The organism is Paenibacillus antri, from assembly GCF_005765165.1.
GTDB lineage: Bacteria > Bacillota > Bacilli > Paenibacillales > YIM-B00363 > Paenibacillus_AE > Paenibacillus_AE antri.
Map to the genome: position 1 here is coordinate 168779 of NZ_VCIW01000003.1, position 21746 is coordinate 190524.

Annotated in this window: 23 protein-coding genes; 19 read left to right on the forward strand and 4 right to left on the reverse strand. The window is 62.3% G+C overall.

Features of this window, described 5'->3' with window-relative positions:
• The first annotated feature begins 11 nt into the window (after positions 1-11).
• The 3 genes from recN (at position 12) to spo0A (ending at position 4130) form a co-directional block, all read left to right on the forward strand.
• Positions 12-1709, forward strand: a complete 1698-nt coding sequence (recN, locus tag FE782_RS06470) for a DNA repair protein RecN (RefSeq protein WP_138193251.1) — start codon at positions 12-14, stop codon at positions 1707-1709.
• Positions 1710-1826: 117 nt separating this feature from the next.
• Positions 1827-3152 carry a SpoIVB peptidase gene (spoIVB, locus tag FE782_RS06475; protein WP_202914485.1) on the forward strand — a complete coding sequence of 442 codons (1326 nt, stop codon included), beginning with the start codon at positions 1827-1829 and terminating at the stop codon, positions 3150-3152.
• A gap of 138 nt (positions 3153-3290) precedes the next feature.
• Positions 3291-4130, forward strand: a complete 840-nt coding sequence (spo0A, locus tag FE782_RS06480; protein WP_138193253.1) for a sporulation transcription factor Spo0A — start codon at positions 3291-3293, stop codon at positions 4128-4130.
• A gap of 522 nt (positions 4131-4652) precedes the next feature.
• On the opposite strand, the gene FE782_RS06485 is transcribed toward spo0A, so the two are convergent.
• Positions 4653-5258: a YhjD family protein gene (locus FE782_RS06485; RefSeq protein WP_138193254.1), complete on the reverse strand. Its 606-nt coding sequence runs from the start codon at positions 5256-5258 to the stop codon at positions 4653-4655.
• A 251-nt stretch (positions 5259-5509) separates the two neighbouring features.
• Between FE782_RS06485 and FE782_RS06490 the strand changes: the two genes are divergently transcribed.
• On the forward strand, positions 5510-5887 hold the full coding sequence (locus tag FE782_RS06490; RefSeq protein ID WP_138193255.1) for a cupredoxin domain-containing protein: 378 nt from the start codon (positions 5510-5512) through the stop codon (positions 5885-5887).
• A 26-nt stretch (positions 5888-5913) separates the two neighbouring features.
• Here FE782_RS06490 and FE782_RS06495 read toward each other — a convergent pair whose 3' ends face one another.
• A complete protein-coding gene (locus FE782_RS06495) occupies positions 5914-6174 on the reverse strand; it encodes a DUF2627 domain-containing protein (RefSeq protein ID WP_138193256.1) in 261 nt (86 codons plus the stop codon).
• A 175-nt stretch (positions 6175-6349) separates the two neighbouring features.
• Between FE782_RS06495 and lpdA the strand changes: the two genes are divergently transcribed.
• Genes lpdA through FE782_RS06515 form a run of 4 tightly spaced genes read left to right on the forward strand, consistent with a single transcriptional unit; the run spans position 6350 to position 11296 of the window.
• Complete coding sequence (gene lpdA / locus FE782_RS06500; RefSeq protein ID WP_138193257.1) at positions 6350-7786, forward strand: dihydrolipoyl dehydrogenase; 1437 nt, start codon at positions 6350-6352, stop codon at positions 7784-7786.
• A gap of 59 nt (positions 7787-7845) precedes the next feature.
• The gene (locus FE782_RS06505; RefSeq protein ID WP_202914486.1) at positions 7846-8886 is read left to right on the forward strand and encodes a thiamine pyrophosphate-dependent dehydrogenase E1 component subunit alpha; all 1041 of its coding nucleotides are present in this window, start codon (positions 7846-7848) and stop codon (positions 8884-8886) included.
• 1 nt (position 8887) lies between these two features.
• Positions 8888-9868 (forward strand): alpha-ketoacid dehydrogenase subunit beta, encoded by a 981-nt coding sequence (locus FE782_RS06510; protein ID WP_138193258.1) that lies wholly within the window; start codon positions 8888-8890, stop codon positions 9866-9868.
• 33 nt (positions 9869-9901) lie between these two features.
• Entirely contained in the window at positions 9902-11296 is a 1395-nt protein-coding gene (locus tag FE782_RS06515) for a dihydrolipoamide acetyltransferase family protein (protein ID WP_238392368.1), read from the forward strand.
• Here FE782_RS06515 and prli42 read toward each other — a convergent pair.
• The gene (gene prli42, locus FE782_RS32225) at positions 11293-11391 is read right to left on the reverse strand and encodes a stressosome-associated protein Prli42 (RefSeq protein ID WP_158299270.1); all 99 of its coding nucleotides are present in this window, start codon (positions 11389-11391) and stop codon (positions 11293-11295) included. The genes FE782_RS06515 and prli42 overlap by 4 nt on opposite strands.
• Before the next feature lie 96 nt (positions 11392-11487).
• Here prli42 and FE782_RS06520 point away from each other — a divergent pair, with 96 nt between their 5' ends.
• Entirely contained in the window at positions 11488-12624 is a 1137-nt protein-coding gene (locus FE782_RS06520; protein ID WP_138193259.1) for a M20/M25/M40 family metallo-hydrolase, read from the forward strand.
• A 104-nt stretch (positions 12625-12728) separates the two neighbouring features.
• On the opposite strand, the gene mciZ is transcribed toward FE782_RS06520, so the two are convergent.
• Positions 12729-12962 carry a Z-ring formation inhibitor MciZ gene (mciZ, locus tag FE782_RS06525; protein WP_138193260.1) on the reverse strand — a complete coding sequence of 78 codons (234 nt, stop codon included), beginning with the start codon at positions 12960-12962 and terminating at the stop codon, positions 12729-12731.
• Positions 12963-13045: 83 nt separating this feature from the next.
• Here mciZ and FE782_RS06530 point away from each other — a divergent pair, with 83 nt between their 5' ends.
• The 10 genes from FE782_RS06530 (at position 13046) to FE782_RS06575 (ending at position 21740) form a co-directional block, all read left to right on the forward strand.
• Entirely contained in the window at positions 13046-13609 is a 564-nt protein-coding gene (locus FE782_RS06530; RefSeq protein ID WP_138193261.1) for an NUDIX hydrolase, read from the forward strand.
• 7 nt (positions 13610-13616) lie between these two features.
• Complete coding sequence (locus FE782_RS06535; protein WP_138193262.1) at positions 13617-14810, forward strand: endonuclease Q family protein; 1194 nt, start codon at positions 13617-13619, stop codon at positions 14808-14810.
• A gap of 80 nt (positions 14811-14890) precedes the next feature.
• A complete protein-coding gene (spoIIM, locus tag FE782_RS06540; protein ID WP_138193263.1) occupies positions 14891-15556 on the forward strand; it encodes a stage II sporulation protein M in 666 nt (221 codons plus the stop codon).
• A 68-nt stretch (positions 15557-15624) separates the two neighbouring features.
• Positions 15625-16089: a ferric iron uptake transcriptional regulator gene (gene fur, locus FE782_RS06545; protein ID WP_138193264.1), complete on the forward strand. Its 465-nt coding sequence runs from the start codon at positions 15625-15627 to the stop codon at positions 16087-16089.
• Between the two features lie 162 nt (positions 16090-16251).
• Positions 16252-17109, forward strand: a complete 858-nt coding sequence (locus FE782_RS06550; RefSeq protein ID WP_238392369.1) for an SDR family oxidoreductase — start codon at positions 16252-16254, stop codon at positions 17107-17109.
• 21 nt (positions 17110-17130) lie between these two features.
• Positions 17131-18246: an alanine dehydrogenase gene (gene ald, locus FE782_RS06555; RefSeq protein ID WP_138193265.1), complete on the forward strand. Its 1116-nt coding sequence runs from the start codon at positions 17131-17133 to the stop codon at positions 18244-18246.
• A gap of 88 nt (positions 18247-18334) precedes the next feature.
• Entirely contained in the window at positions 18335-18568 is a 234-nt protein-coding gene (locus FE782_RS06560) for a DUF4227 family protein (protein ID WP_138193266.1), read from the forward strand.
• A gap of 169 nt (positions 18569-18737) precedes the next feature.
• Positions 18738-19634, forward strand: coding sequence for a site-specific tyrosine recombinase XerD (xerD, locus tag FE782_RS06565; RefSeq protein WP_138193267.1), 897 nt, complete (start codon positions 18738-18740; stop codon positions 19632-19634).
• Between the two features lie 74 nt (positions 19635-19708).
• On the forward strand, positions 19709-20884 hold the full coding sequence (locus tag FE782_RS06570; RefSeq protein WP_439116422.1) for a phosphopentomutase: 1176 nt from the start codon (positions 19709-19711) through the stop codon (positions 20882-20884).
• Between the two features lies 1 nt (position 20885).
• The gene (locus tag FE782_RS06575) at positions 20886-21740 is read left to right on the forward strand and encodes a purine-nucleoside phosphorylase (RefSeq protein WP_238392370.1); all 855 of its coding nucleotides are present in this window, start codon (positions 20886-20888) and stop codon (positions 21738-21740) included.
• The last annotated feature ends 6 nt before the right edge of the window (positions 21741-21746 follow it).

Below are 21746 nucleotides of genomic sequence, written 5' to 3' on the forward strand. Positions count from 1 at the left end.
GGGAATCGCATTTGCTCCTTGAGCTTTCCGTCAAACATTTGGCCGTCATCGAAGAGGTGCGCGTATCGTTCCGAACCGGGTTTCATGTCTTCACCGGGGAGACCGGCGCGGGGAAATCGATTTTGATCGACGCCTTAAGCTTAGCTATCGGAGGAAGAGCTTCGGCCGACCTTGTGCGTCATGGATGCGCCGTCGCTGCCATCGAAGCTCTTTTTGACGTTCCGGCGAACCATCCGGCGAGGGACATCCTGCGGGACAACGGGATCGAAGCTCCGGAAGATGAGCCGATCATCGTTCGCCGCGAGGTGACCGCGGCGGGGAAGAGCACCGCTCGGGTGAACGGGCAGCTGGTGACGATCGTGGCGCTGCGATCGATCGGCGAGACGCTCGTTAACATTCACGGGCAGCACGAGCACCAGTCGCTGCTCCGGGCCGATCGGCATTTGGAATGGCTGGACGCGTTCGGCGGCGGCGGCATCGCGCCGGCCAAAGCCGCCTATCGCAGCGTATACGACGAATACGCCGTGACGAAGCGCCAACTGGAACAAGTGAGCCGATCAGGGAAGGAAGCGCTGCAGATGGCCGACTTGTACCGGTTCCAATGGGAAGAGATCGATGCGGCGAAGGTAAAACCCGGCGAGGATGAATCGTTACAGGAAGAAAGGCAAAGACTAGCGAATAGCGAGCGCTTGTTTGCCGCGGCCAATGACGCTTTCGAAGCGTTATACGGCGGCAAACGCGGGCTCGATTCGGTGACCCGGGCGGTGCAGCGGATGTCGGATATTTCCAAATACGATCCGGCCTCGCTGCAGCCGCTCGTGGAGCAGATGCAGTCGGCGTTCTACCAACTGGAAGACGCCGCGTTCCAAATTCGCGATTACCGCGAGAAAATCGAGTTTAATCCGGACAAGCTCGAGCGAATCGAACAGCGTCTGCAGACGCTGCATTCGCTGAAGCGCAAGTACGGCGACTCCGCCGAAGACATCTTGGCGTACGCGGCCAAGATCAAGAAGGAGCTCGACGACGTCGACAATCAGGAGGAGCGCATCGCGGAGCTGTCCGCTCGCCTCGACCAGCTTACGACGGCGCTGCGGACGCGGGCCGAGGCGCTGACCAGAGCGCGCCGCGCAGCCGCCGAGACGCTGTCCGGAAAACTGATGGAGCATCTGAAGGACTTACATATGGAGAAAACGAGGTTCGAGGTCGAGCTTCGTTCGAACGAGGGCGCGTTCCGGCCGGACGGCTGGGACACGGCCGAATTTCTGATCGCGCCGAATCCGGGCGAGCCGCTCCGCGGACTCGCCAAGATCGCTTCGGGCGGGGAGTTGTCGCGCATCATGCTCGCGATGAAGTCGATCTTCGCCGCGGTCGACCGGGTGCCGTCGCTCATTTTCGACGAGGTCGATACGGGGGTCAGCGGCCGCGCCGCGCAGGCGATCGCGGAGAAGATGGCCCGCCTCGCCGGGCAGGTGCAAGTGTTCGCGATCACGCATCTGCCGCAGGTCGCCTGCATGGCCGACGCGCATTACGCGATCGAGAAGAAGGTGAAGGGCGAGCGGACGTACACCGAGGTGAACGCGCTCGGCGTCGCCGAACGGACGGCGGAGCTGGCGCGCATGCTGGGCGGCGTCGAAGTGACCGATACGACGATGCGCCACGCGCAAGAAATGCTCGCGTTGGCGGATAGCAGAAAGTCCGGGCGGATGTAGGCCGTCAGGAATCATTTCCGAGTTTAAAACGAGCGGGGCGGGGATACCTTATAGGTACGTTATTGGCGACCGCGCCAAAGTGCCTAAGGCGTGAGAACGAAAAGGAGCGTGAGGCGTTTGACTTCCGGCACCAAGAAAAAACTTTTCGGACTTATGCTCGTCTTTCTCGTATGTCTTATTTCATGGTCCCCGCCGTTCCAGCGTTACGCATCGTTCCCTGAGACGCTGCACGTGTTCTCCGGCGAAGGGAAGGAGCTTTCGCTTAGTATGCCCGTTCATGCGGTCGGATCGGTGAAGGACCCCGATATCGTTCAGGTGAACGGCTCGTCCGAGCCGACGTTCGATCTGAACCTGGAGGAGCCGATCTCCCTCCAAACGTACAAAGCGGGACAGACGGAGATGCAGCTCAAGCTGTTCGGGAAAATCCCGTTCAAGACCGTCAAGGTCGACGTCGTACCGGATCTGAAGGTTATTCCAGGCGGACAGACGATCGGCGTCAAGATTAAGTCGAAGGGCATCCTCGTCGTCGGCCACCACTTGGTCCAGACGGAGGATCGCGGCAAAGTGTCTCCCGGCGAAGAGGCGAAGCTTAATGTCGGCGACGTCATCCTCGAGATGAACGGGAAGAAGCTGAACGACGTCAACAAAGTGGCGGACATCGTACAACAATCGGGCAAGGCCAATCAACCGATCGAGCTGCTCGTCCTTCGCGCGGGCGAAAAGCTGAAGTCGTCGATTTCGCCGGTGTACGATCCGTCCGATAAGGCGTACCGGCTTGGCATCTACATTCGCGATTCCGCGGCGGGCGTCGGCACTTTGACGTTCTATGCCCCGGATCAGAAAGCGTACGGCGCGCTCGGACACGTCATCACCGACATGGATACGCAGACGCCGATCGTCGTCGGCGGCGGGCAAATCGTGCATTCCAACGTGACGTCCATCGACAAGAGCGAGAACGGCGAGCCGGGCGAGAAGCGGGCCGTGCTGATCGACGAGGATAAGGTGCTCGGCGACATCCGGAAGAACACCGACTTCGGCATCTTCGGCAAGATGTACGAGGCCCCGGAGTACGCAAGCATGAAGGAGCCGATTCCGGTGGCGTTCGCCGACGAGGTGAAGGAAGGCCCGGCCCATATCTACACCGTCGTCAACGGGCAGAAGGTCGAGAAGTTCGACGTGGAAATCGTCCATGTGGCGAAACAGACGTTCCCGGCGACCAAGGGCATGATCATCAAGATTACGGATCCGCGGCTCGTCGCCAAGACCGGCGGCATCGTGCAGGGGATGAGCGGCAGCCCGATCATCCAGAACGGCAAGCTGATCGGGGCGGTAACGCACGTGTTCGTGAACGACCCGACGAGCGGCTACGGCTGCTTCATCGAGTGGATGCTGCGCGACGCGGACATCTTAATGAATAACCAAACGAATCCTAAGGCGAGCTAAGCGGCCTTGGGTTTTTTTGTCGAAAATTAAATCTTTTTCGACAAAAGTAATTCAGCCTCTCATGTCGAATCCAATAAAGACCAAAAAATATGGCGGATCGCTTCCAACTGTGGCCAAGACGTCTAAGGAGGATTTGGATTGCATAAGATCGAGGTTTTATTGGCGGACGACAATCGGGAATTCGCGAATTTGTTGTCGGAGTACATCAGCGAGCAAGAAGATTTGTCTGTTGCCGGGGTCGCGTACAACGGGGAAGAAGTCATGGAGATGATCGAGGAGAAGGGGATCGTGCCCGATGTCCTCATTTTGGATATTATTATGCCGCATCTAGACGGTCTCGGGGTGCTCGAACGGCTTAGAGAGCTCAATTTGGATCCGGCGCCGAAGATCGTCATGCTGACCGCGTTCGGCCAGGAGAACATCACGCAGAAAGCCGTGCAGCTCGGCGCTTCGTACTACATTCTGAAGCCGTTCGACATGGACGTGCTCGTCAATCGGATTCGCCAGCTGGCGGCCGGTCCGGTTCCGCAAGTGAGCAGCGGCAGCTCGGGCGGCACGTTGTCGTCGATCTCTTCGCAAATGCGCAAGCGCCCGTCGCTGCTCTCGTCGAAGCCGCAAGGCAAGCCGAACTTGGACGCGAGCATTACGAACATTATTCACGAGGTGGGCGTGCCGGCGCATATCAAGGGGTATCAGTATCTGCGCGACGCGATCACGATGGTGTACAACAACATCGAGCTGCTGAGCGCCGTCACGAAGACGCTGTATCCGGCGATCGCCGAGAAGTATCGCACGACGCCGTCGCGCGTCGAGCGGGCCATCCGCCACGCGATCGAAGTCGCTTGGACGCGAGGCAACATCGACAGCATCTCGCATCTGTTCGGGTACACGATCAACATCTCGAAGGCGAAGCCGACGAACAGCGAATTCATCGCGATGGTCGCCGATAAGCTGCGCATCGAACACAAGGTTAGCTAAAGACTTCGAACATACATAACGGAAGAAGGAGAAGGATCCCCTTGCGGGATTCGCTCTCCTTTTTTGTTTTGGCTGACGTAGCGTCGAAAATAAAAAGACCCGGTTTCCCGGGTCTTCCGACGGCGCCGTTGGTTGATTTCACATCTTCAATGAGAAAGCTGTACCGGTATCTCTACCGATGGCGTCTAAAGCCGTCAAGCGTCTTTAGCACATCCCTCGCCCTCTATATCGAGTGAGAACCCTCCTGGCTGTTCGTTTCCGCTGAATTTCTTACGTCCTCCAACGTAACCACGACCTTTCTCGTCGCCGTCTGAGTATATTATGTCCGGCATGCGGCGCTTTAAACATGGCGGAGACAGGAAAATTTCCCCTCTTGGGCGCTTCCGCGCGGGTATCGAGCGATCCCCTTTCGGAAACACTAACGGTACGACAAGTACTGAACAAGACCCGAGGAGGGGCAACCGCATGAACGGACTGCTGCAGTGGATTACCAAGCTGAATTTGGTGTTGACGTTCTTGGTTTTATTCGGGGCGCACGGGCTGCTCTATTTCGCTCTCGGCAACGGGGATTGGTTTTTCCTCGCGTTGTCGGCCGCGCTCGTCTGGACGGGCGTGCTCGCCTTCGCGCAGCTGTTCGCGAGAGGGCGCTCCCGTTCCAAGTGAGCGGGGAGCCCGTCTCGCCACCGGGGCGAGCAGCCATTCGGGCCGCAGATGATCGGGCAGATCGTCCCGCACGTATTTACGAATGTCTTCCCCCAAATACTTGCGCATGCGAACTTCGGTCTCGGCTTTGGCGAAATGCCATAACATCTCGAAGCTCGCTTTATATCCGCGGCACCAATACACGCATCCGACCCCGTCTTCGTCGCGCCGCTCTTCGGTCATCTTGATTCCCTTCTCCTTCAGCCGGCGGCGCAGTCTCGCGAGGTCCGCCGTGACGTCGTCCATCGCCCGCTGCAGCAGGTCGACGTACGGTCCTTTGGTCTTCAATTTGCTGTCTTGAATTACCTTGATGTCTCGGTCGAACACCGTCATAAGGAGGCCCAGGATCAACGCTTCCTTGATCGTCCCGAGCTCGTCGACGGCGGTGACCGGCGGGATCATCGGCACGCGCTCTTGCTTCGCCATTGGCTGTTCCCCCACGACCGCGAATGTATGTTCTCGAATGTATGTTCTTATTTTATGCCAAAGCGGCTCGGTTATGCAAGGGCCTCCGCCCTTTTGCACGTCGGGGACGAGTATGATATAGTTACTTTTGGTCTCGGCCCGCGGAAAAACGTTCGAAAATTCGTCATGTTTGGAGGGAGTTCGGTTCTCCCAAAAAGCGGGCGAGTCTTTATAATAATAGGATGTATATTGTTTGAGGGGGAAGACGACACATGTACAAATGGATTATGGCGGTTCTGTTTTTCGGAGCGGCCGCGCTCGGCGTCGGCATCTTGTTTAGCGAGCTTCCGCAGCCGCCGAGCGAGGAAGAATTGGCGGCAGCCGAAAATACGTTAGAGATCGTAGCGAGCAACTGGGACTTCGACAAGGACGAATACGTCGTCGAGGCGGGGTCCACGATGACGCTGGCGCTCAACAACAAGCAAGGACTGCACGGGATCTCGGTCAGCGGTCTGGGCATCGAGCTGCAGGGCGCGTCGCTGTCGCAGGAAGTGACGTTCGGCGAAGCGGGCGAAGTGTACGAAATTAACTGTATCGTTCTGTGCGGTCAAGGCCACGCGGAGATGACGGCGAAGATCGTCGTTCAGTAAAAATACGAATAACAAAAAAACAGCACCTAGCGGCGCTGTTTTTTCTTTTCGCGGAAACGGGGAGCGACGTAATTGCGCTTGCGGTCGCGGTAAAAAATCCACCCGCCGATGAAGGCGACGCCCGCCGCGAACAGCAGCAGCCCGGCCGCGAACTTCAGCCAAGGCAGCGTGCCGGGGCCGAACGATTCGAACACCGAGTTTTTCATGAGCAAGAAACCGTATGTGGCCATCCAGCCCGGAATGACGAGCAGCAGGACGGCGATGAATCGGGAAAATTTCGTGGGCATGCCGACAGCGTTCCTTTCAAAGTGCCAAGTCGAGTGATTCATTCATTTTACCCTATCCGCCCTTCCTACAAAAAGGGTACAATAAGAAAGAGTCTGACAAATTCATGAACGGCTTGTTATTACATAGAATCAGAGTAAGGAAATCTAGTACAGTATAGTTTCGGAGGAACGTCCATTGACTCGTACATACGATATTGTAGTGCTCGGCGGAGGGCCGGGCGGTTACGTGGCGGCGATCCGGGCGGCGCAGCTCGGGAAGTCGGTAGCGGTAGTAGAGAAGGCCGGGCTCGGAGGGACATGCCTGCATAAGGGCTGCATTCCGAGCAAGGCGTTGCTGCGCAGCGCGGAGGTGCTCGCGACGGTGCGGCGCGGGGCGGAATACGGCATCGAGGTTCCGGCCGCGCCGACGATCGATTTCGGCCGCGTCCAGTCGCGCAAGGCCTCCGTCGTCGAAGAGCTGCACCGCGGCGTGCAGCATCTGATGAAGAAGCATAAGATCGACGTCGTGTACGGGAAGGGGCGCCTGATGGGGCCGTCCATCTTCTCGCCGCAGACGGGAACGATCGCGGTGGAGACGCCGGACGGGGAGGCGGTGACGCTCGTCAACGACCGCCTCATTCTGGCGACGGGCTCCCGGCCTCGCGTCATACCGGGACTCGAGCCGGACGGACGCTTCGTCCTGACGAGCGACGAGGCGCTGGAGCTGGAACGGCTGCCGGCCTCGCTCGCGATCGTCGGCGGCGGCATCATCGGCGTCGAGTGGGCGTCGATGATGAGCGACTTCGGCGTCGCCGTCACGGTGCTGGAGGCGGCGGATCGGCTGCTGCCGACGGAGGAAGAGGATGTGTCGCGCGAGATGGCGGCCTCGCTCGCGAAGCGGGGCGTTCGGGTGCTGACCGGCGCGAAGGTGCTGCCGGAGACGCTGAAGAAGCGGGAGATCGGCGGCGCCTCCGAGGTTCGCGTCGAGGCGGAGCGCTCAGGCGAACGCGTCGCCGTGGAGGCGGAGACGCTGCTCGTCGCGGTCGGCCGCGCGCCGAACGTGGAGGGCATCGGCCTCGAGAGCGCGGACGTGGCGCTCGAGCGCGGGGCGATTCGGGTGAACGGCTTCATGCAGACGAGCGAGCCGCACATCTACGCGATCGGCGACGTCGTCGGCGGGCTGCAGATGGCGCATGCGGCGAGCTATCAGGGCATCGTCGCCGTCGAGCATATGTGCGGCGCGGCGGACAAGCCCTACGATCCGTCGTACGTGCCGAGATGCGTCTTCTCGCATCCGGAGGTCGCGTCGATCGGCCTCACCGAGCGGCAGGCGAAGGAAGCCGGCCGTCGGGTGAAGGCGGCGAAGATGCCGTTCCGCGCGATCGGCAAGGCGCTCGTATACGGCGAGCCGGAAGGCTTCGTCAAGGTCGTCGCCGACGCCGAGACGAACGACGTGCTCGGCGTGCATATGATCGGCTCGAAGGTGACAGAATTGATCGGCGAGGCGTCGCTCGCGCGGCTGCTCGAAGCGACGCCTTGGGAGATCGGCGCGGCGATCCATCCGCATCCGACGCTGTCCGAGGCGCTCGGCGAAGCGGCGCTCGCGGTTGACGGTCGGTCGGTAGGGTTGTAAGATGAATGTGAAGGGGATTATGACCAGGTCATAATACTCGGTCTTAAGGAGGGCTCCCGATGATCAACGAGCACGAGTTGAAGAAAGGGCAGTCGAGGCACGCGCAGGCGGGCTTAAGCGACGACGATGCGATACAGATGTACGCCTTGATGGTCAAGGCGCGTAAATACGACGAGCGGGCGACGGTGCTGCAGCGCGCCGGCAAGGTGGCGTTCCACGTGTCCGGCATCGGGCAAGAGTGCGCGCAGGTGGCCGCCGCGTTCGCGCTGCGGCCCGGCACGGACTTGTTTTTCCCGTACTACCGGGACTACGGCTTCGTGCTGTCCGTCGGCATGACGCTGCGCGAGCTGATGCTGGCGCTGTTCTTCAAGGCGGAGGATCCGAACAGCGGCGGCCGGCAGATGGCCGGCCACTTCGGGCATAAGCGCCTGGGCATCTTCTCCGGCTCCAGCCCGGTGACGACGCAGGTGCCGCACGCGGTCGGCGCGGCGTACGCCGCGAGACTCCGCGGCGAGGAGAGCGTATCGTTCGTGACGTTCGGGGAAGGCTCGAGCAATCAGGGCGACTTCCACGAGGGCTGCAACTTCGCGGGCGTGCATAAGCTGCCCGTCATTCTGATGTGCGAGAACAACCGGTACGCCATCTCGGTGCCGGAGCGGCAGCAGGTCGCCGGACGCATCGTCGACCGCGCGATCGGCTACGGCTTCCCGGGCGTCCGGGTCGACGGCAACGATCCGTTCGAGGTGTATACGGCCGTGAAGCAGGCGCGCGAGCGGGGCCTCGCGGGCGAAGGCCCGACGCTGATCGAGGCGATGATGTACCGCATCTCGCCGCACTCCACGTCGGACAACGACCTGTTGTACCGGACGAAGGAAGAAGTCGAGGAGCATAAGTCGAAGGACGGCATTCCGAAGATGCGCGCCTACTTGGTCGAGCAAGGCCTGTGGGACGACGCGAAGGAAGCGGCGCTGCTCGAGACGATCGACGCGGAGCTGCGCGAAGCGACGGAATACGCCGAGCAGGCGCCTTACCCGCGTCCGGAGGATACGCTGCTGTATGTGTACGGCGACGATCACGCGAGCGAGGGGGACATCGGCTGATATGGCGGTCATGAAATATCTAGAAGCGATCCGCTCGGCGATGCACGAGGAGATGGGGCGCGATTCGCGCGTGTTCGTCCTCGGCGAAGACGTCGGCAAGGGCGGCGTGTTGAACGCGACGAAGGGGATGCGCGACGTCTACGGCCCCGACCGCGTGCTCGACACGCCGCTCGCGGAATCGGCGATCGCGGGCGTCGCGATCGGCGCGGCGATGCACGGCATGCGGCCGATCGCCGAGATGCAGTTCGCGGACTTCATCTTCCCGGCGACGAACCAGATCATCTCGGAAGCGGCGAAGATCCGCTACCGTTCCAACAACGATTGGCACTGCCCGATCGTCGTGCGCGCGCCGTACGGCGCGACCGGCGGCGGGGCGCTGTACCATTCGCAATGTCCGGAGTCGGTGTTTTTCGGCACGCCGGGCCTCAAGATCGTCGCGCCGTCGACGCCGTACGACGCCAAGGGGCTCATGCTGGCGGCGATTCGCGACCCGGATCCGGTGCTGTACTTCGAGCATAAGAAGTGTTATTTGGCCGTCTCCGGCGAGGTGCCGGAAGGCGACTACGTCGTGCCGATCGGCAAGGCGGACGTGAAGCGCGAAGGCGAAGACGTAACGGTCATTACATACGGCATGACGGTGCACTTCGCCCTGGCCGCGGCGGAGCAGCTGGCCGCCGAGGGCGTCAGCGCGCACGTGCTCGATCTTCGGACGCTGCAGCCGCTCGACAAGAACGCGATTCTCGCGGCGGCGGCGAAGACCGGCAAGGTGTTGATCGTCCATGAAGACAACAAGTCCGGCGGCGTCGGCGCGGAAGTATCCGCGATCATCGCCGAGGAGCTGTTATACGACCTCGACGCGCCGATCATGCGGCTGTGCGGTCCCGACGTGCCGGCGGTCGGCTCCAGTCCGACGACGGAGAAGTTTTTCATGTTAAACGCGGACAAGGTGAAGGAAGCGATCCGTACGTTGGCATCGTATTAAGGCTGCGGCAGGGATGGAGAGGAGTTGCGTACGTTGAACGAAACGAAGACGATCGACGGAATTCCAGGCGTCGCCGTTACGGTGCCGCACTTGGCGGAAAGCCTTGTGTCGGCGACGGTCGGCAAGTGGCTGGTGAAGGCCGGCGATTACGTGAAACAATACGACGTCATCTGCGAGCTGGTGACGGATAAAGTGACGACGGAGATGCCGTCGCCTGTGGAGGGCGTCGTGACGCATCTGCTCGTCGCGGAGGGCGTAGAGGCGGCCGTCGGCGAGCCGCTCTGCGTCGTGGCGGGCAAGGACGCCGTCGCCGCCGGAGCGGCTGCTGGCGCAGGCGCGCCGACGGCGGTAGCGGACGCGGCGCCGGCCCGCGGCGAAGCCGCGCACGCGGGCGGCGCTTCAACCGCGGACGGCGCGATGCGCCGCCGTTATTCGCCGGCGGTGCTGGCGCTCGCGGCGGAGCACGGCATTCGGCTCGACGAAGAGCCGATTCCGGGCAGCGGCCACGAAGGCCGCATCACGCGCAAGGACGTGCTCGCCTACGTCGCGAGCGGCGGCCCGCGGGCGGCGCAAGCGGCTCGAGCGGCCCAGGCCCAGAGCCAGAGCCGTCCCGCCGCGGCGGCCGTGCCGTTCGCGCCGGCGAAGGAAGCGGACGGACCGGTCCGGACGACGGGCCTTCATCTGTCGGAGGAGCCGCGCATTCCGGCGATCGAGGTCGAGAAGGGCGACGAACGGGAATACTTCATCGACGTTACGCCGATCCGCAACACGATCGCGAGCCGCATGCGGCAGAGCGTCAGCGAAATTCCGCATGCCTGGACGATGATCGAGGTCGACGTGACGAATCTCGTCAATCTGCGGAACAAGATGAAGGAAGAGTTTCTGAAGCGCGAAGGAATCAATCTGACGTACCTGGCGTTCGTGCTCAAGGCCGTCGTCGGGGCGATCAAGGACTACCCGATCATGAACTCCGTGTGGGCGGTCGATAAAATCATCGTGAAGCGCGACATTAACCTGACGCTTGCGGTGGGCACGGAGGACAGCGTCATGGTTCCCGTCATCAAGCAAGCCGACCGAAAGAACATCGCCGGCCTCGCGCGGGAGATCGACGAGCTCGCCCGAAAGACGAGAACCGGCAAGCTGACCCCGTCCGACATGCAAGGCGGGACGTTCACGGTCAACAATACCGGTTCGTTCGGTTCGATTCTGTCGCAGCCGATCATCAATTATCCGCAAGCCGCGAATTTGACGTTCGAGTCGATCGTCAAGCGCCCCGTCGTCATCAAGGATATGATCGGCGTTCGGTCGATGGCCAACTTGTGCCTGTCGCTCGACCATCGGATTCTCGACGGCGTCATCTGCGGCAGATTTTTGCAGCGGGTGAAGGAAAACCTGGAAAGCTTCGACGAATCGACGAACTTGTACTAGGCGCCGACGAAGCTGACTCCCATGAGAATCGTCGACAACAGCATCGAGATCAAGACGGCCCAGACGACGACCTTGATCCAACCGCGATTTTGCATGAGCGGAATCACGCTCCTTTCGATAGGAAGAAGAAACAGGGCATTCTAAGCCTGTCCCCATTGTAACGCAACGACATGCCGGGAGGAAACTGGAACATGGTGATGCAGCAACGATTGATCGACGAGTTTTTCGAGCTGGTGCGAACCGACAGCGAGACGAAGCACGAGCGCGTCATCTGCGATTCTCTCAAGCGGAAGTTCGCCGAGCTCGGCCTCGACGTATTCGAAGACGATACGGCCGCGAAGACCGGTCACGGCGCGGGCAATCTGTTCGCGACGTGGGCCGCGACCGAAGGCATGGAAGACGTAGCGCCGTTCTTGTTCACGGGCCATATGGACACGGTCGCCCCGGGCAACGGCATCAAGCCGCGCATCGACGACGACGGCTTCATTCGCAGCGACGGCACGACGATTCTCGGCAGCGACGACAAGGCGGGCCTCGCCGCGATGTTCGAAGCGATCCGCGTCGTCAACGAGTCGGGGCAGCCGCACGGGCGCATCCAGTTCGTCATCACGTCCGGCGAGGAGAGCGGTCTCGTCGGCGCGCGCGCGATGGATAAGAGCTTGCTCGACGCGAAGTACGGTTTCGCGCTCGACTCCGACGGCAAGATCGGCGAAATTTGCACCGCGGGGCCAACGCAGACGAAGCTGCGCATTACGGTGACGGGCAAGTCGGCGCATGCCGGCGTCAACCCGCAGGACGGCATCAGCGCGATTACGGTCGCCGCCAAGGCGATCTCGCGCATGCCGCTCGGCCGCATCGACCACGAGACGACGGCCAATATCGGCCGGTTCGAAGGCGGAGGCGAGACGAACGTCGTCGCGGAGCAGGTGATCATCACGGCGGAAGCGCGCAGCCTCGTGAACGAGAAGATGACCGCGCAGATCGCGAAGATGCGGGACGCGTTCGAATCGGCGACGAAGGAGTTCGGGGCGAAGTACGAGTTCGTGGAAAATTACTTATACCCCGCCTACAAATTCGACGACGACGCGCCGGTCGTGCGGGTCGCGGCCGACGCGTTCGAATCGCTCGGCATCCCGTGGAGCACGTTCCCGTCCGGCGGCGGCAGCGACGCCAACATGTTCAACGGCATGGGCGTGCCGACGGTCAACCTCGCGATCGGGTACGAACACATCCATACGACGAAGGAGCAAATCCGCGTATCGGATTTAGTGGGAGCCGCGCGCATGGTCGTCGCGATCATCGAGCAGTCGGTCAAGGTGAAGGCATAAAACGGGCGATACGCGCGTTTTCAACAAAGCAAGCCGCCGGTTCGAGAGGAGAAATTCCTCCGAAGCGGCGGCTTTTCGTTTTCGCAAACAAACGGTTCGTCGGCTCACGCCATCGGATACGAACGGGAATCCGCGATCGAATCATGCGGAGAATAGGCGGAGGCGGAACGGATCGACGCCGGCGCGAGGGCAGGCCGCAAGGCGGGAGGTTGCCGAAGCCATGCCGCCAGCGTCGTCGACGGATCGTCCGCCTGCCGCTGGATGTGACGAAGCTTCTCCCGTACCTCCCATCCTTTGCCTACCAGTCGCAGCCGCTTGCTTCCGTAGTACCCTTTCATCGTGTCCAACGCACCCTTTCCGCAGGTTTGGTATAATCACCCTATGCGCGTTTGGGTAAGCTTATGACGGGGAGGCAATACGAATGGAGAAACAGCATTTGGATTTCACGGAAAAGACGATTTCGACGAAGCCAATTTTTCAGGGGAAAATCATCTCGCTGCAGGTGGACGAGGTCGCGCTGCCGAACGGCGGCACGGCGACGAGGGAAATCGTGAAGCATCCGGGGGCGGTGGCGGTCATCGCCGACGTCGGAGGGAAGCTGCTCGTCGTCGAGCAGTACCGCAAGCCGCTCGAGCGGCTCCAAGTCGAAATTCCGGCCGGCAAGCTGGACGGCGGGGAGGACCCGGCCGAGGCGGCCGCGAGGGAGCTGCGGGAGGAGACGGGATACGCCTGCGAACGGACGACGCTGCTCCACTCGATGGCGACGTCCCCCGGCTTCGCGGACGAGGTCATCCATATTTACGTGGCCGAAGGGCTTCGCCCGGGTGAGGCGGATCCGGACGAAGACGAGTTTCTGAGCGCTTTCGCGTTAACGCCGGAGGAAGCGTCTCAAGCGATCGCGACGGGACGGATTTGCGATGCCAAGACGCTGCTGGCCGTCTACGCCTGGCAGCGGTATCTGACGACGGGAACATGGGGAGTCTGATGACGACGTGAACGAGGGTCTGCGCACCGTATACGCGGATTTGCACATTCATATCGGACGAACGGAGGCGGGCGCGCCCGTGAAGATCAGCGGGTCGCGCGACTTGACGTTCTTCAACATCGCGCGGGAAGCGAGCGTACGCAAGGGGATCGACGTCACCGGCATCATCGACTGCCAGTCGCCCGCCGTGCAGGACGAGATCGAGCGGTATTTGGAAGCCGGGGAGATGGAAGAGCTCGACGGGGGCGGCATTCGCTACGGCAACACGACGGTGCTGCTCGGCAGCGAGCTGGAGGTGAAGGATCCGGGCTGCGGCCCGGCGCATCTGCTATGCTTCCTGCCGAAGCTGTCGGCGATGAAGCAGTTCACGGCGTGGCTGTCGACGCGCATGAAGAACGTCTCCTTGAGCTCCCAGCGCGTCTACGCGCTGGCACGGGAGCTGCAGACGGAGACGGTGGCCTTAGGCGGGCTCGTCATTCCGGCGCATATTTTCACGCCGCACAAGAGCTTGTACGGAAGCTGCTGCAGCCGAATGGAGGAGGTGCTCGATCCCGAGGACGTCGCGGCGGTGGAGCTGGGGCTCAGCTCGAACACGGACATGGCCGACGCGATTCCCGAGCTGCGCAGACACGCCTTCGTCACGAACTCCGACGCGCACTCGCTCGGGAAGATCGCCCGGGAGTATAACGCCTTCCGTCTGGCGGCGCCCACGTTCGAGGAGGTCGCGAAGGCGCTGCGCGGCGAGGACGGCCGCGCCATCGAGGCGAACTACGGGTTGAAGCCGCAGCTGGGCAAATACCATCGCACCTATTGCGAGCGGTGCGACGCGCTCGTCGAGCTGGAGGACGGCCAGACGGAGAAGAAGTGCCCCGCCTGCGGCAGCGGCCGGATCGTGCGCGGCGTCTTCGACCGGATCGCGGCGCTCGCGAAGCCGGACGACGCGGCCGCGGCGCGCGCCGCGATTCAGCGCCCGCCGTATCGGAACCAGGTGCCGCTCGAGTTCGTGCCGGGGCTAGGGCCGAGGAAACGCGAGGCGCTGCTCGAGCGGTTCGGTACCGAGATGAACATCCTCCACCGCGTGCCGGAAGCGGAGCTCGTCGAGACGATCGGCGCCGCGCCGGCCGCCGTCATCGCCGCGGCCCGAACCGGCGACGTCGCGGTCGCGTCCGGCGGCGGCGGACGCTACGGAAAAATCAAGTAAGTCTCGCACGCCCGTCATAGTTTCCTTCCTAGCTTCATATATTCGTATAACGAAGCATGTTGGAAGGAAGGGAAGCCTCCATGACGGGCGTATTTCGCGTATATACCAAGGATTTGTTGCCGTTGTACTTATTCGTGTGCATCCTGTTCATTATGGGCGTCGTCTTCGGCGCGCTGCTCGTGAACGCGCTCACGCTGCAGCAGAAGCATGACGTCGGCCAATACGTCAATACGTTCTTGTCCGGCTTCGGCGGCTCGACCGCGGGCTTGGGAGGGACCGGGGCGGCGGAGCTCCGGACGGCGGGCGCCGGCGCCGTATGGGACGCGTTCGGGGCGCATGCGCGGTGGGTCTTTTTCATCTGGATCCTAGGGTTATCCGTCGTCGGCGTGCCGCTTATTCTGCTGCTCGATTTCTTGAAGGGCGTTCTGATCGGGTTTACGGTCGGCTACCTCGCGGGACAATGGTCGTGGGACGGCATCGTCTTTGCGATCGTGTCGGTCGCGCCGCAAAACCTGGTCGTCGTGCCGGCGATCATCGTATGCAGCGTCGCGGCCATCTCGTTCAGTCTGCTGCTCGTGCGCAGCCGGCTGCTGCATCGCAGCGGGACGGTGAAGCAGCCGCTCGCGTCCTTCTCGTTGACGGCCCTGCTGCTGACGGGCTTGATGCTCGCGGTATCGCTCTTCGAGGTGTACGTCTCGCCGGGGCTGCTCCAATGGGCGGCGCCGATGCTGCTCGACGCCGTTTGACTTGATCGATGGCCTCCCTCTATAATGATTAGAAGAGTTCATAGAGTCGCGTGAGGGGGGACTTCGACGTGGAGGCGCGCATCGAGAAGATTAAACAACAGCTTCAGTCGCAAGGATACAAGCTGACGCCGCAACGAGAAGCGACCGTTCGCGTCCTGCTCGAGAACGAGGAAGATCATCTGAGCGCCGAGGACGTGTTCATGCTCGTCAAGGATAAGGCCCCCGAGATCGGTCTCGCTACCGTGTACCGGACGCTCGAACTGCTTAGCGAGATGCACGTGGTCGAGAAGATGAACTTCGGCGACGGCGTAGCGCGGTACGATCTGCGCAACGACAGCTCGCATCATCACCATCACCATCTGATTTGCGTGCAATGCGGCGCGGTCGACGAGATTATGGAGGATTGGCTGGGCGAATTGGAGGAACGGCTGGAGAAGGAGTTCCGGTTCGCCGTCTTGGATCACCGCCTCGACTTCCAAGGCATCTGCCATCGCTGCCGCGACAAGGGCGTGGCTTTGCCCAAGCGCGGGTAACAACCGAATAGACATCTACTGACACTCCGACGGGAACGGCTCGGAGTGTTTTTTGTCGCGCCTACATATTTTCCCATGAGCGAAGCAACCTATCTCTATCAGCGCAAGCGCGTAAGGAACGACCGCGAAGCGACGAAGGGAAGGAAGGTTGAACATAAGGCCATGGTTATGTCTTTATTTACGAAGGATGACAAGAAGGCGGAGGCGTCGACCGGCGCGGCCGCGAACGCGGCGCCACGGCGCCGCAGACTCGAAGGGAAGGCGGCGATCGTCACCGGCGCGGGCTCGGGCATCGGGCGTGCCGCGGCGATCCGGATGGCGGAGGAAGGCGCGAAGGTATGCCTCGTCGACTTGAAGGAGCGGAACGCCGAAGCGGTGGAGCACATCATTACGGCGGCCGGCGGCGAAGCGATCGTCGCCGATACGGACGTCTCCGATCCGGCTAGGGTCGAAGCGGCGATTCTTTCGGCGGTCGACGCGTTCGGGCGGCTGGACGTCGTCTTCGCCAACGCGGGCATCAACGGGACGATGGCGCCGATCGAGACGTTGACGCCGGAGCAATGGTCGCATACGCTCTCGACGAATCTGAGCGGGACGTTCTACATCGTGAAATACGCGATCCCGCATTTGAAGGAGGACGGCGGAAGCATCGTCGTCACGAGCTCGATCAACGGCAACCGGAAGTTCAAAAATTTCGGCGGCGCGGCGTACAGCGCGTCGAAGGCGGCGCAGGTCGCTTTCGCCAAGATGGCGGCGCTCGAGCTGGCGCAGTACCGGATTCGCGTCAATGCGATCTGCCCGGGCGCGATTCAGACGAACATCGGCGAAAATACGCAGCAAACCGACGAGGTCCAATCGATCGAAATTCCCATAAAATATCCCAAAGGCAGCCAACCGCTCGCGCATCGGGCCGGAAGGCCCGAGCAGGTCGCCGACCTGGTGTTGTTTCTCGCGTGCGACGAGTCGAGTCACATTACGGGGACCGAAGTGTACATCGACGGCGCCGAGTCGTTGCTGTAACGATAGAGGAGGAACGGACGCATGATCGTGGGGGTACCGAAGGAAATCAAGAACAATGAATTTCGGGTCGCCTTGACGCCGGCCGGCGCCGGCATGCTCGCGGCGGCGGGACACGAGGTCGTCGTCGAGGCGGGGGCCGGCGCGGGCAGCGGCTTCGACGACGAGGATTACGAGCGCGAGGGCGCCCGCATCGGACGCGACGCCGGCGACGTCTGGTCGGCGGCCGAGTTGATCCTGAAGGTGAAGGAGCCGCTGCCGGAGGAGTACGGACGCTTCCGGGAGAAGCAGATGCTGTTTACGTACTTGCACCTCGCGGCGGCGGGCGGCCTCGCCGACGCCTTGCTCGAGAGCAAGGTGTCGGCGATCGCGTACGAGACGATCCAGGCGCCTAACGGCTCGCTGCCGCTGCTCACGCCGATGAGCGAGGTCGCCGGACGCATGTCGGTGCAGATCGGCGCTCGGTATCTCGAAGCGTACAACGGCGGACGGGGCATTCTGCTCGGCGGCGTGCCCGGCGTGCCGCCCGCCGAAGTTATCGTGCTCGGCGGGGGCATCGTCGGCCTGAACGCGGCCCGCATGGCGCTCGGACTCGGCGCCCAGGTCGTCATTATCGAGCGCAGCGCCGACCGGATGCGGTACATCGACGAGCTGTTCGCCGGCAGGGTGTCCACGCTCATGTCGAACCCGTACAATATCGCGAGCGCGGTTCAGAAGGCCGATCTCTTAATCGGCGCGGTGCTCATCCCGGGCGCGCGGGCGCCGAAGCTCGTCACGGAGGAGATGGTGACGCGCATGAAGAAGGGCGCCGTCATCGTCGACGTGGCCGTCGATCAAGGCGGTTCGATCGAGACGATCGACCGGGTGACGACGCACAGCGATCCGACGTACGTGAAGCACGGCGTCATCCATTACGCGGTCGCGAACATGCCGGGCGCGGTGCCGCGCACGTCGACGCTTGCCCTCACGAACGCGACGCTGCCGTACGCGCTGCAGCTCGCGAACAAAGGGCTTCGCCAAGCCGCGCTCAGCGACGTCTCGCTGCTGCACGGCGTCAATACGTTCGACGGGCGCGTCGTGCACCGCGCCGTCGCGGACGCGATCGGCAAGCCGTACGTGCCGGTGCAGGACATCTTGTAACAGACATAAAGCCGAGGACAAGTTCATATGTTGTACGAAGATCACGAGACATGTCCGAACGGCTTGTTCGCGGGAGGTGCCCGAACGTATGATCGTTCCGCTAAGGCGATGGATCCATCGCCTGAAATTCATCTTGCTGTTTCTTGCGCTCACCTACGCGGCATACCATCTTTTCGACGCCGTCGCCGCATGGATCGAACCGGATAAGTACCGGGAGCCCGGCGGGCGGGCGGTGAAGGCGTTCCGGCAAGATGATCCGTCCCGAATGGAGTACGACTCCGCGTGGGAGCGGCTGCGCGAGTTTTATTGGATCGGCGAGTGACCGCGGCGCGAAAGCTAGACCGAGGGCATCGGCGGAGCGACCGCCGGTGCCCTCCGTGCGCTTGAAGGAGGTCGGCTCGAGCAGGAAATCGCGGGGCATGCGGCGAAAGGAGTCGGCAAGACAAGCTCGGAAGGAAGCTCCTTCCGGCACAGACAAGGGGCGCGCGACGTTGAAACAGCATCTGCGGTTATTTATCGATTACTTGTCGGTGGAACGCGGGCTCGCCCGCAATACGCTCGAGGCGTACGAGCGGGACTTGACGTTATACCTGGAATATCTGGAACAGTCCGGCGTCGCCGACGTCGCCGAGACGACCTCGACGCACGTGCTTGGCTTCATGGCGGCGGGCAAGCGGAGCGGCAAGGCGTCCGCGACCGTCTTTCGGCGGCAGGTGGCGGTTCGGGCGTTCTATAAGTTTCTTACGGAAGAACGGGTGATCGCGGCGGACCCGACGTCGACGATGGGAACGCCGACGCCCGGCAAGAAGCTGCCTACGACGCTAACGACCGCGGAAGTCGAACGGCTGCTTGCCGCGCCGAACGTCTCCACCCCGCACGGCGTGCGGGATCGGGCGATGCTAGAGCTGCTGTACGCGACCGGCATGCGCGTCTCCGAGCTGCTCGACCTTGACCTTAGCAGCGTACACACCGGCATGGGTTTCGTGAAAGCCGTCGGCAAGGGTTCGAAGGAGCGCATCATTCCGATCGGCCGGATGGCGATATCCTGCTTGAACGATTATTTGAACGGCGCGAGAGGGAAGCTGCACAAGGGGAAGAAGGCGGAGGACGCCCTGTTCTTGAACCATCTCGGCGGGCGCATGACGAGACAAGGTTTTTGGAAAATCATTAAAAAATACGCTCTCGAAGCGGGCATCCGCGCGGAGCTGTCGCCGCATACGCTGCGACACTCGTTCGCCACGCATCTGCTCGAGGGCGGGGCGGATTTGCGCGCGGTGCAGGAGATGCTCGGCCATGCGGACATCTCGACGACGCAAATTTATACCCATGTCGCCAAGTCCCGCCTGAAAGAGGTATACGATCGGACGCATCCGCGCGCGAAGAAATGACGCCTTTTTGCATTCCCCGCCCGGGGAGTGAGATAATGGAGGATGCCACCAATTCCAAAGGGGGAAGTGCACTCTTGCGCACATTCGATAAAATTTGCATGATCGTGCTCGACAGCGTCGGCATCGGCGAACTGCCGGACGCGGCCCGCTTCGGGGACGCCGGGGCGCATACGCTCGGGCACATCGCGGAGCGCGTGCCGTCGCTCTCGCTGCCCCATCTTCGGGAGATCGGGCTCGGCAACATCGCGGACATCCCGGGCATCCCGCCGGTCGAATCGCCGAAGGGCTGCTACGGCAAGATGGCCGAGACGTCCGTCGGCAAGGACACGATGACCGGCCATTGGGAGCTGATGGGCCTGAACGTGACGATCCCGTTCCAGACGTTCCCGAACGGGTTTCCGGACAAGCTGATCGACGCGTTCGAAAAGGAGACCGGCCGCCGCGTCATCGGCAACAAGCCGGCGTCGGGCACCGAAATCTTGGACGAGCTCGGAGAAGAGCAGATGAAGACGGGCGCCTGGATCGTCTACACGTCGGCGGACAGCGTGTTCCAGATCGCCGCGCACGAGGACGTCATCCCGCTCGAAGAGCTGTACGACGCTTGCCGCGTCGCGCGCCGCTTGACGCAGGGCGAATTCGCCGTCGGACGCGTCATCGCGCGTCCGTACGTCGGGGCGCCCGGCGCCTTCAAGCGGACGAGCAACCGGCACGACTACGCAGTGAAGCCGCCGGCGCCGACCGTCATGAACGCGCTCAAGGACGCGGGTCTCGACGTCGTCGCGGTCGGGAAAATCGGGGATATCTTCTCGATGGAAGGGGTCACCGAGTCGCTGCCGACGAAGAGCAACGCGGACGGGGTGGACAAGACGATTCTTACGATGAAGAAGCCGTTCCGCGGCTTCTGCTTCACCAACCTCGTCGATTTCGACTCGCTGTACGGCCACCGCCGCGATCCGGAAGGGTACGCGCAGGCGCTCGAGGCGTTCGATCGAGCGCTCCCGGCGATCATGGAGACGTTCACGGAGCGGGATCTCTTGATCATTACGGCCGACCACGGCAACGATCCGGTGCACGCGGGAACGGACCATACCCGAGAATACGTCCCGATTTTGCTGTGGAGCCCGGCTTTGGCGGGCGGCGCGTCGATCGGCGTGCGCGGCACGTTCGCGGACGCGGGCGCGAGCGTCTTGGACAATTTCGGCGTGCAGCCGATGGAGCACGGCACTTCATTCATCAAGGAGTTGAAGTAAGATGGCGCAAGCGGCAGGCGGGAGAGGCATGATGGCATCGATTCGGGAGGCGGCCGCTTACCTGGAGAGCCGGACGAGCGTACGGCCGGAGATCGCGCTCGTGCTCGGATCGGGGCTCGGCGTGCTGGCCGACTCGATTCAAGACGCGGTGACGATCGATTACGCGGACATTCCGCATTTTCCGGTATCGACGGTGGAAGGGCATGCGGGCGAATTGCTGATCGGCAAGTTGGCGGGCAAACCGGTGCTGCTCATGAAGGGCCGGTTTCATATGTACGAAGGATACGGCGCCGAGACGGTATCGTTCCCGGTGCGCGTCATGAAAGCGCTCGGCGTGAAGACGCTGCTCGTCACGAACGCGGCGGGCGGCATCAACGCGTCGTTCAAGCCGGGCGACCTGATGCTGATCTCGGATCACATCAACTGGATGTTCCGGAATCCGCTGATCGGTCCCAACGATCCGGAAGTCGGCGTACGGTTTCCGGACATGTCCGAGGCGTACAGCAAGCGGCTTCGCGCGCTCGCTCGCCGCGTCGGCGAGTCGGTCGGCGTGACGTTCCAAGAAGGCGTCTACGCGGGTCTGCTCGGCCCGACGTACGAGACGCCGGCGGAAATTCGGATGCTGCGCACGCTCGGCGCCGACGCCGTCGGCATGTCGACGGTGCCGGAGACGATCGCCGCGCGCCATTCCGGCATCGAGGTGCTCGGCATCTCCTGTATCAGCAATATGGCGGCGGGGATGCTGGATCAGCCGCTCTCGCATCAAGAAGTGATGGAGACGGCCGAGCTGGTGCGGGAGACGTTCATTCGCGTCGTGACGGGCATCGTCGCCGAGCTTCCTGGCTCCGGCGACTAAACGGGA

What these genes read in the sequence shown, in the direction of transcription:
- mciZ (WP_138193260.1), bottom strand. Translation starts at nt 12,962, where the DNA reads ATGAAAGGGTACTACGGAAGCAAGCGGCTGCGACTGGTAGGCAAAGGA.
- FE782_RS06505 (WP_202914486.1), top strand. Translation starts at nt 7,846, where the DNA reads ATGATCAACGAGCACGAGTTGAAGAAAGGGCAGTCGAGGCACGCGCAG.
- FE782_RS06530 (WP_138193261.1), top strand. Translation starts at nt 13,046, where the DNA reads ATGGAGAAACAGCATTTGGATTTCACGGAAAAGACGATTTCGACGAAG.
- FE782_RS06490 (WP_138193255.1), top strand. Translation starts at nt 5,510, where the DNA reads ATGTACAAATGGATTATGGCGGTTCTGTTTTTCGGAGCGGCCGCGCTC.
- FE782_RS06560 (WP_138193266.1), top strand. Translation starts at nt 18,335, where the DNA reads ATGATCGTTCCGCTAAGGCGATGGATCCATCGCCTGAAATTCATCTTG.
- FE782_RS06485 (WP_138193254.1), bottom strand. Translation starts at nt 5,258, where the DNA reads ATGGCGAAGCAAGAGCGCGTGCCGATGATCCCGCCGGTCACCGCCGTC.
- FE782_RS06520 (WP_138193259.1), top strand. Translation starts at nt 11,488, where the DNA reads ATGGTGATGCAGCAACGATTGATCGACGAGTTTTTCGAGCTGGTGCGA.
- ald (WP_138193265.1), top strand. Translation starts at nt 17,131, where the DNA reads ATGATCGTGGGGGTACCGAAGGAAATCAAGAACAATGAATTTCGGGTC.
- FE782_RS06550 (WP_238392369.1), top strand. Translation starts at nt 16,252, where the DNA reads ATGGTTATGTCTTTATTTACGAAGGATGACAAGAAGGCGGAGGCGTCG.
- FE782_RS06510 (WP_138193258.1), top strand. Translation starts at nt 8,888, where the DNA reads ATGGCGGTCATGAAATATCTAGAAGCGATCCGCTCGGCGATGCACGAG.
- spoIIM (WP_138193263.1), top strand. Translation starts at nt 14,891, where the DNA reads ATGACGGGCGTATTTCGCGTATATACCAAGGATTTGTTGCCGTTGTAC.
- prli42 (WP_158299270.1), bottom strand. Translation starts at nt 11,391, where the DNA reads ATGCAAAATCGCGGTTGGATCAAGGTCGTCGTCTGGGCCGTCTTGATC.
- FE782_RS06575 (WP_238392370.1), top strand. Translation starts at nt 20,886, where the DNA reads ATGGCGCAAGCGGCAGGCGGGAGAGGCATGATGGCATCGATTCGGGAG.
- FE782_RS06495 (WP_138193256.1), bottom strand. Translation starts at nt 6,174, where the DNA reads ATGCCCACGAAATTTTCCCGATTCATCGCCGTCCTGCTGCTCGTCATT.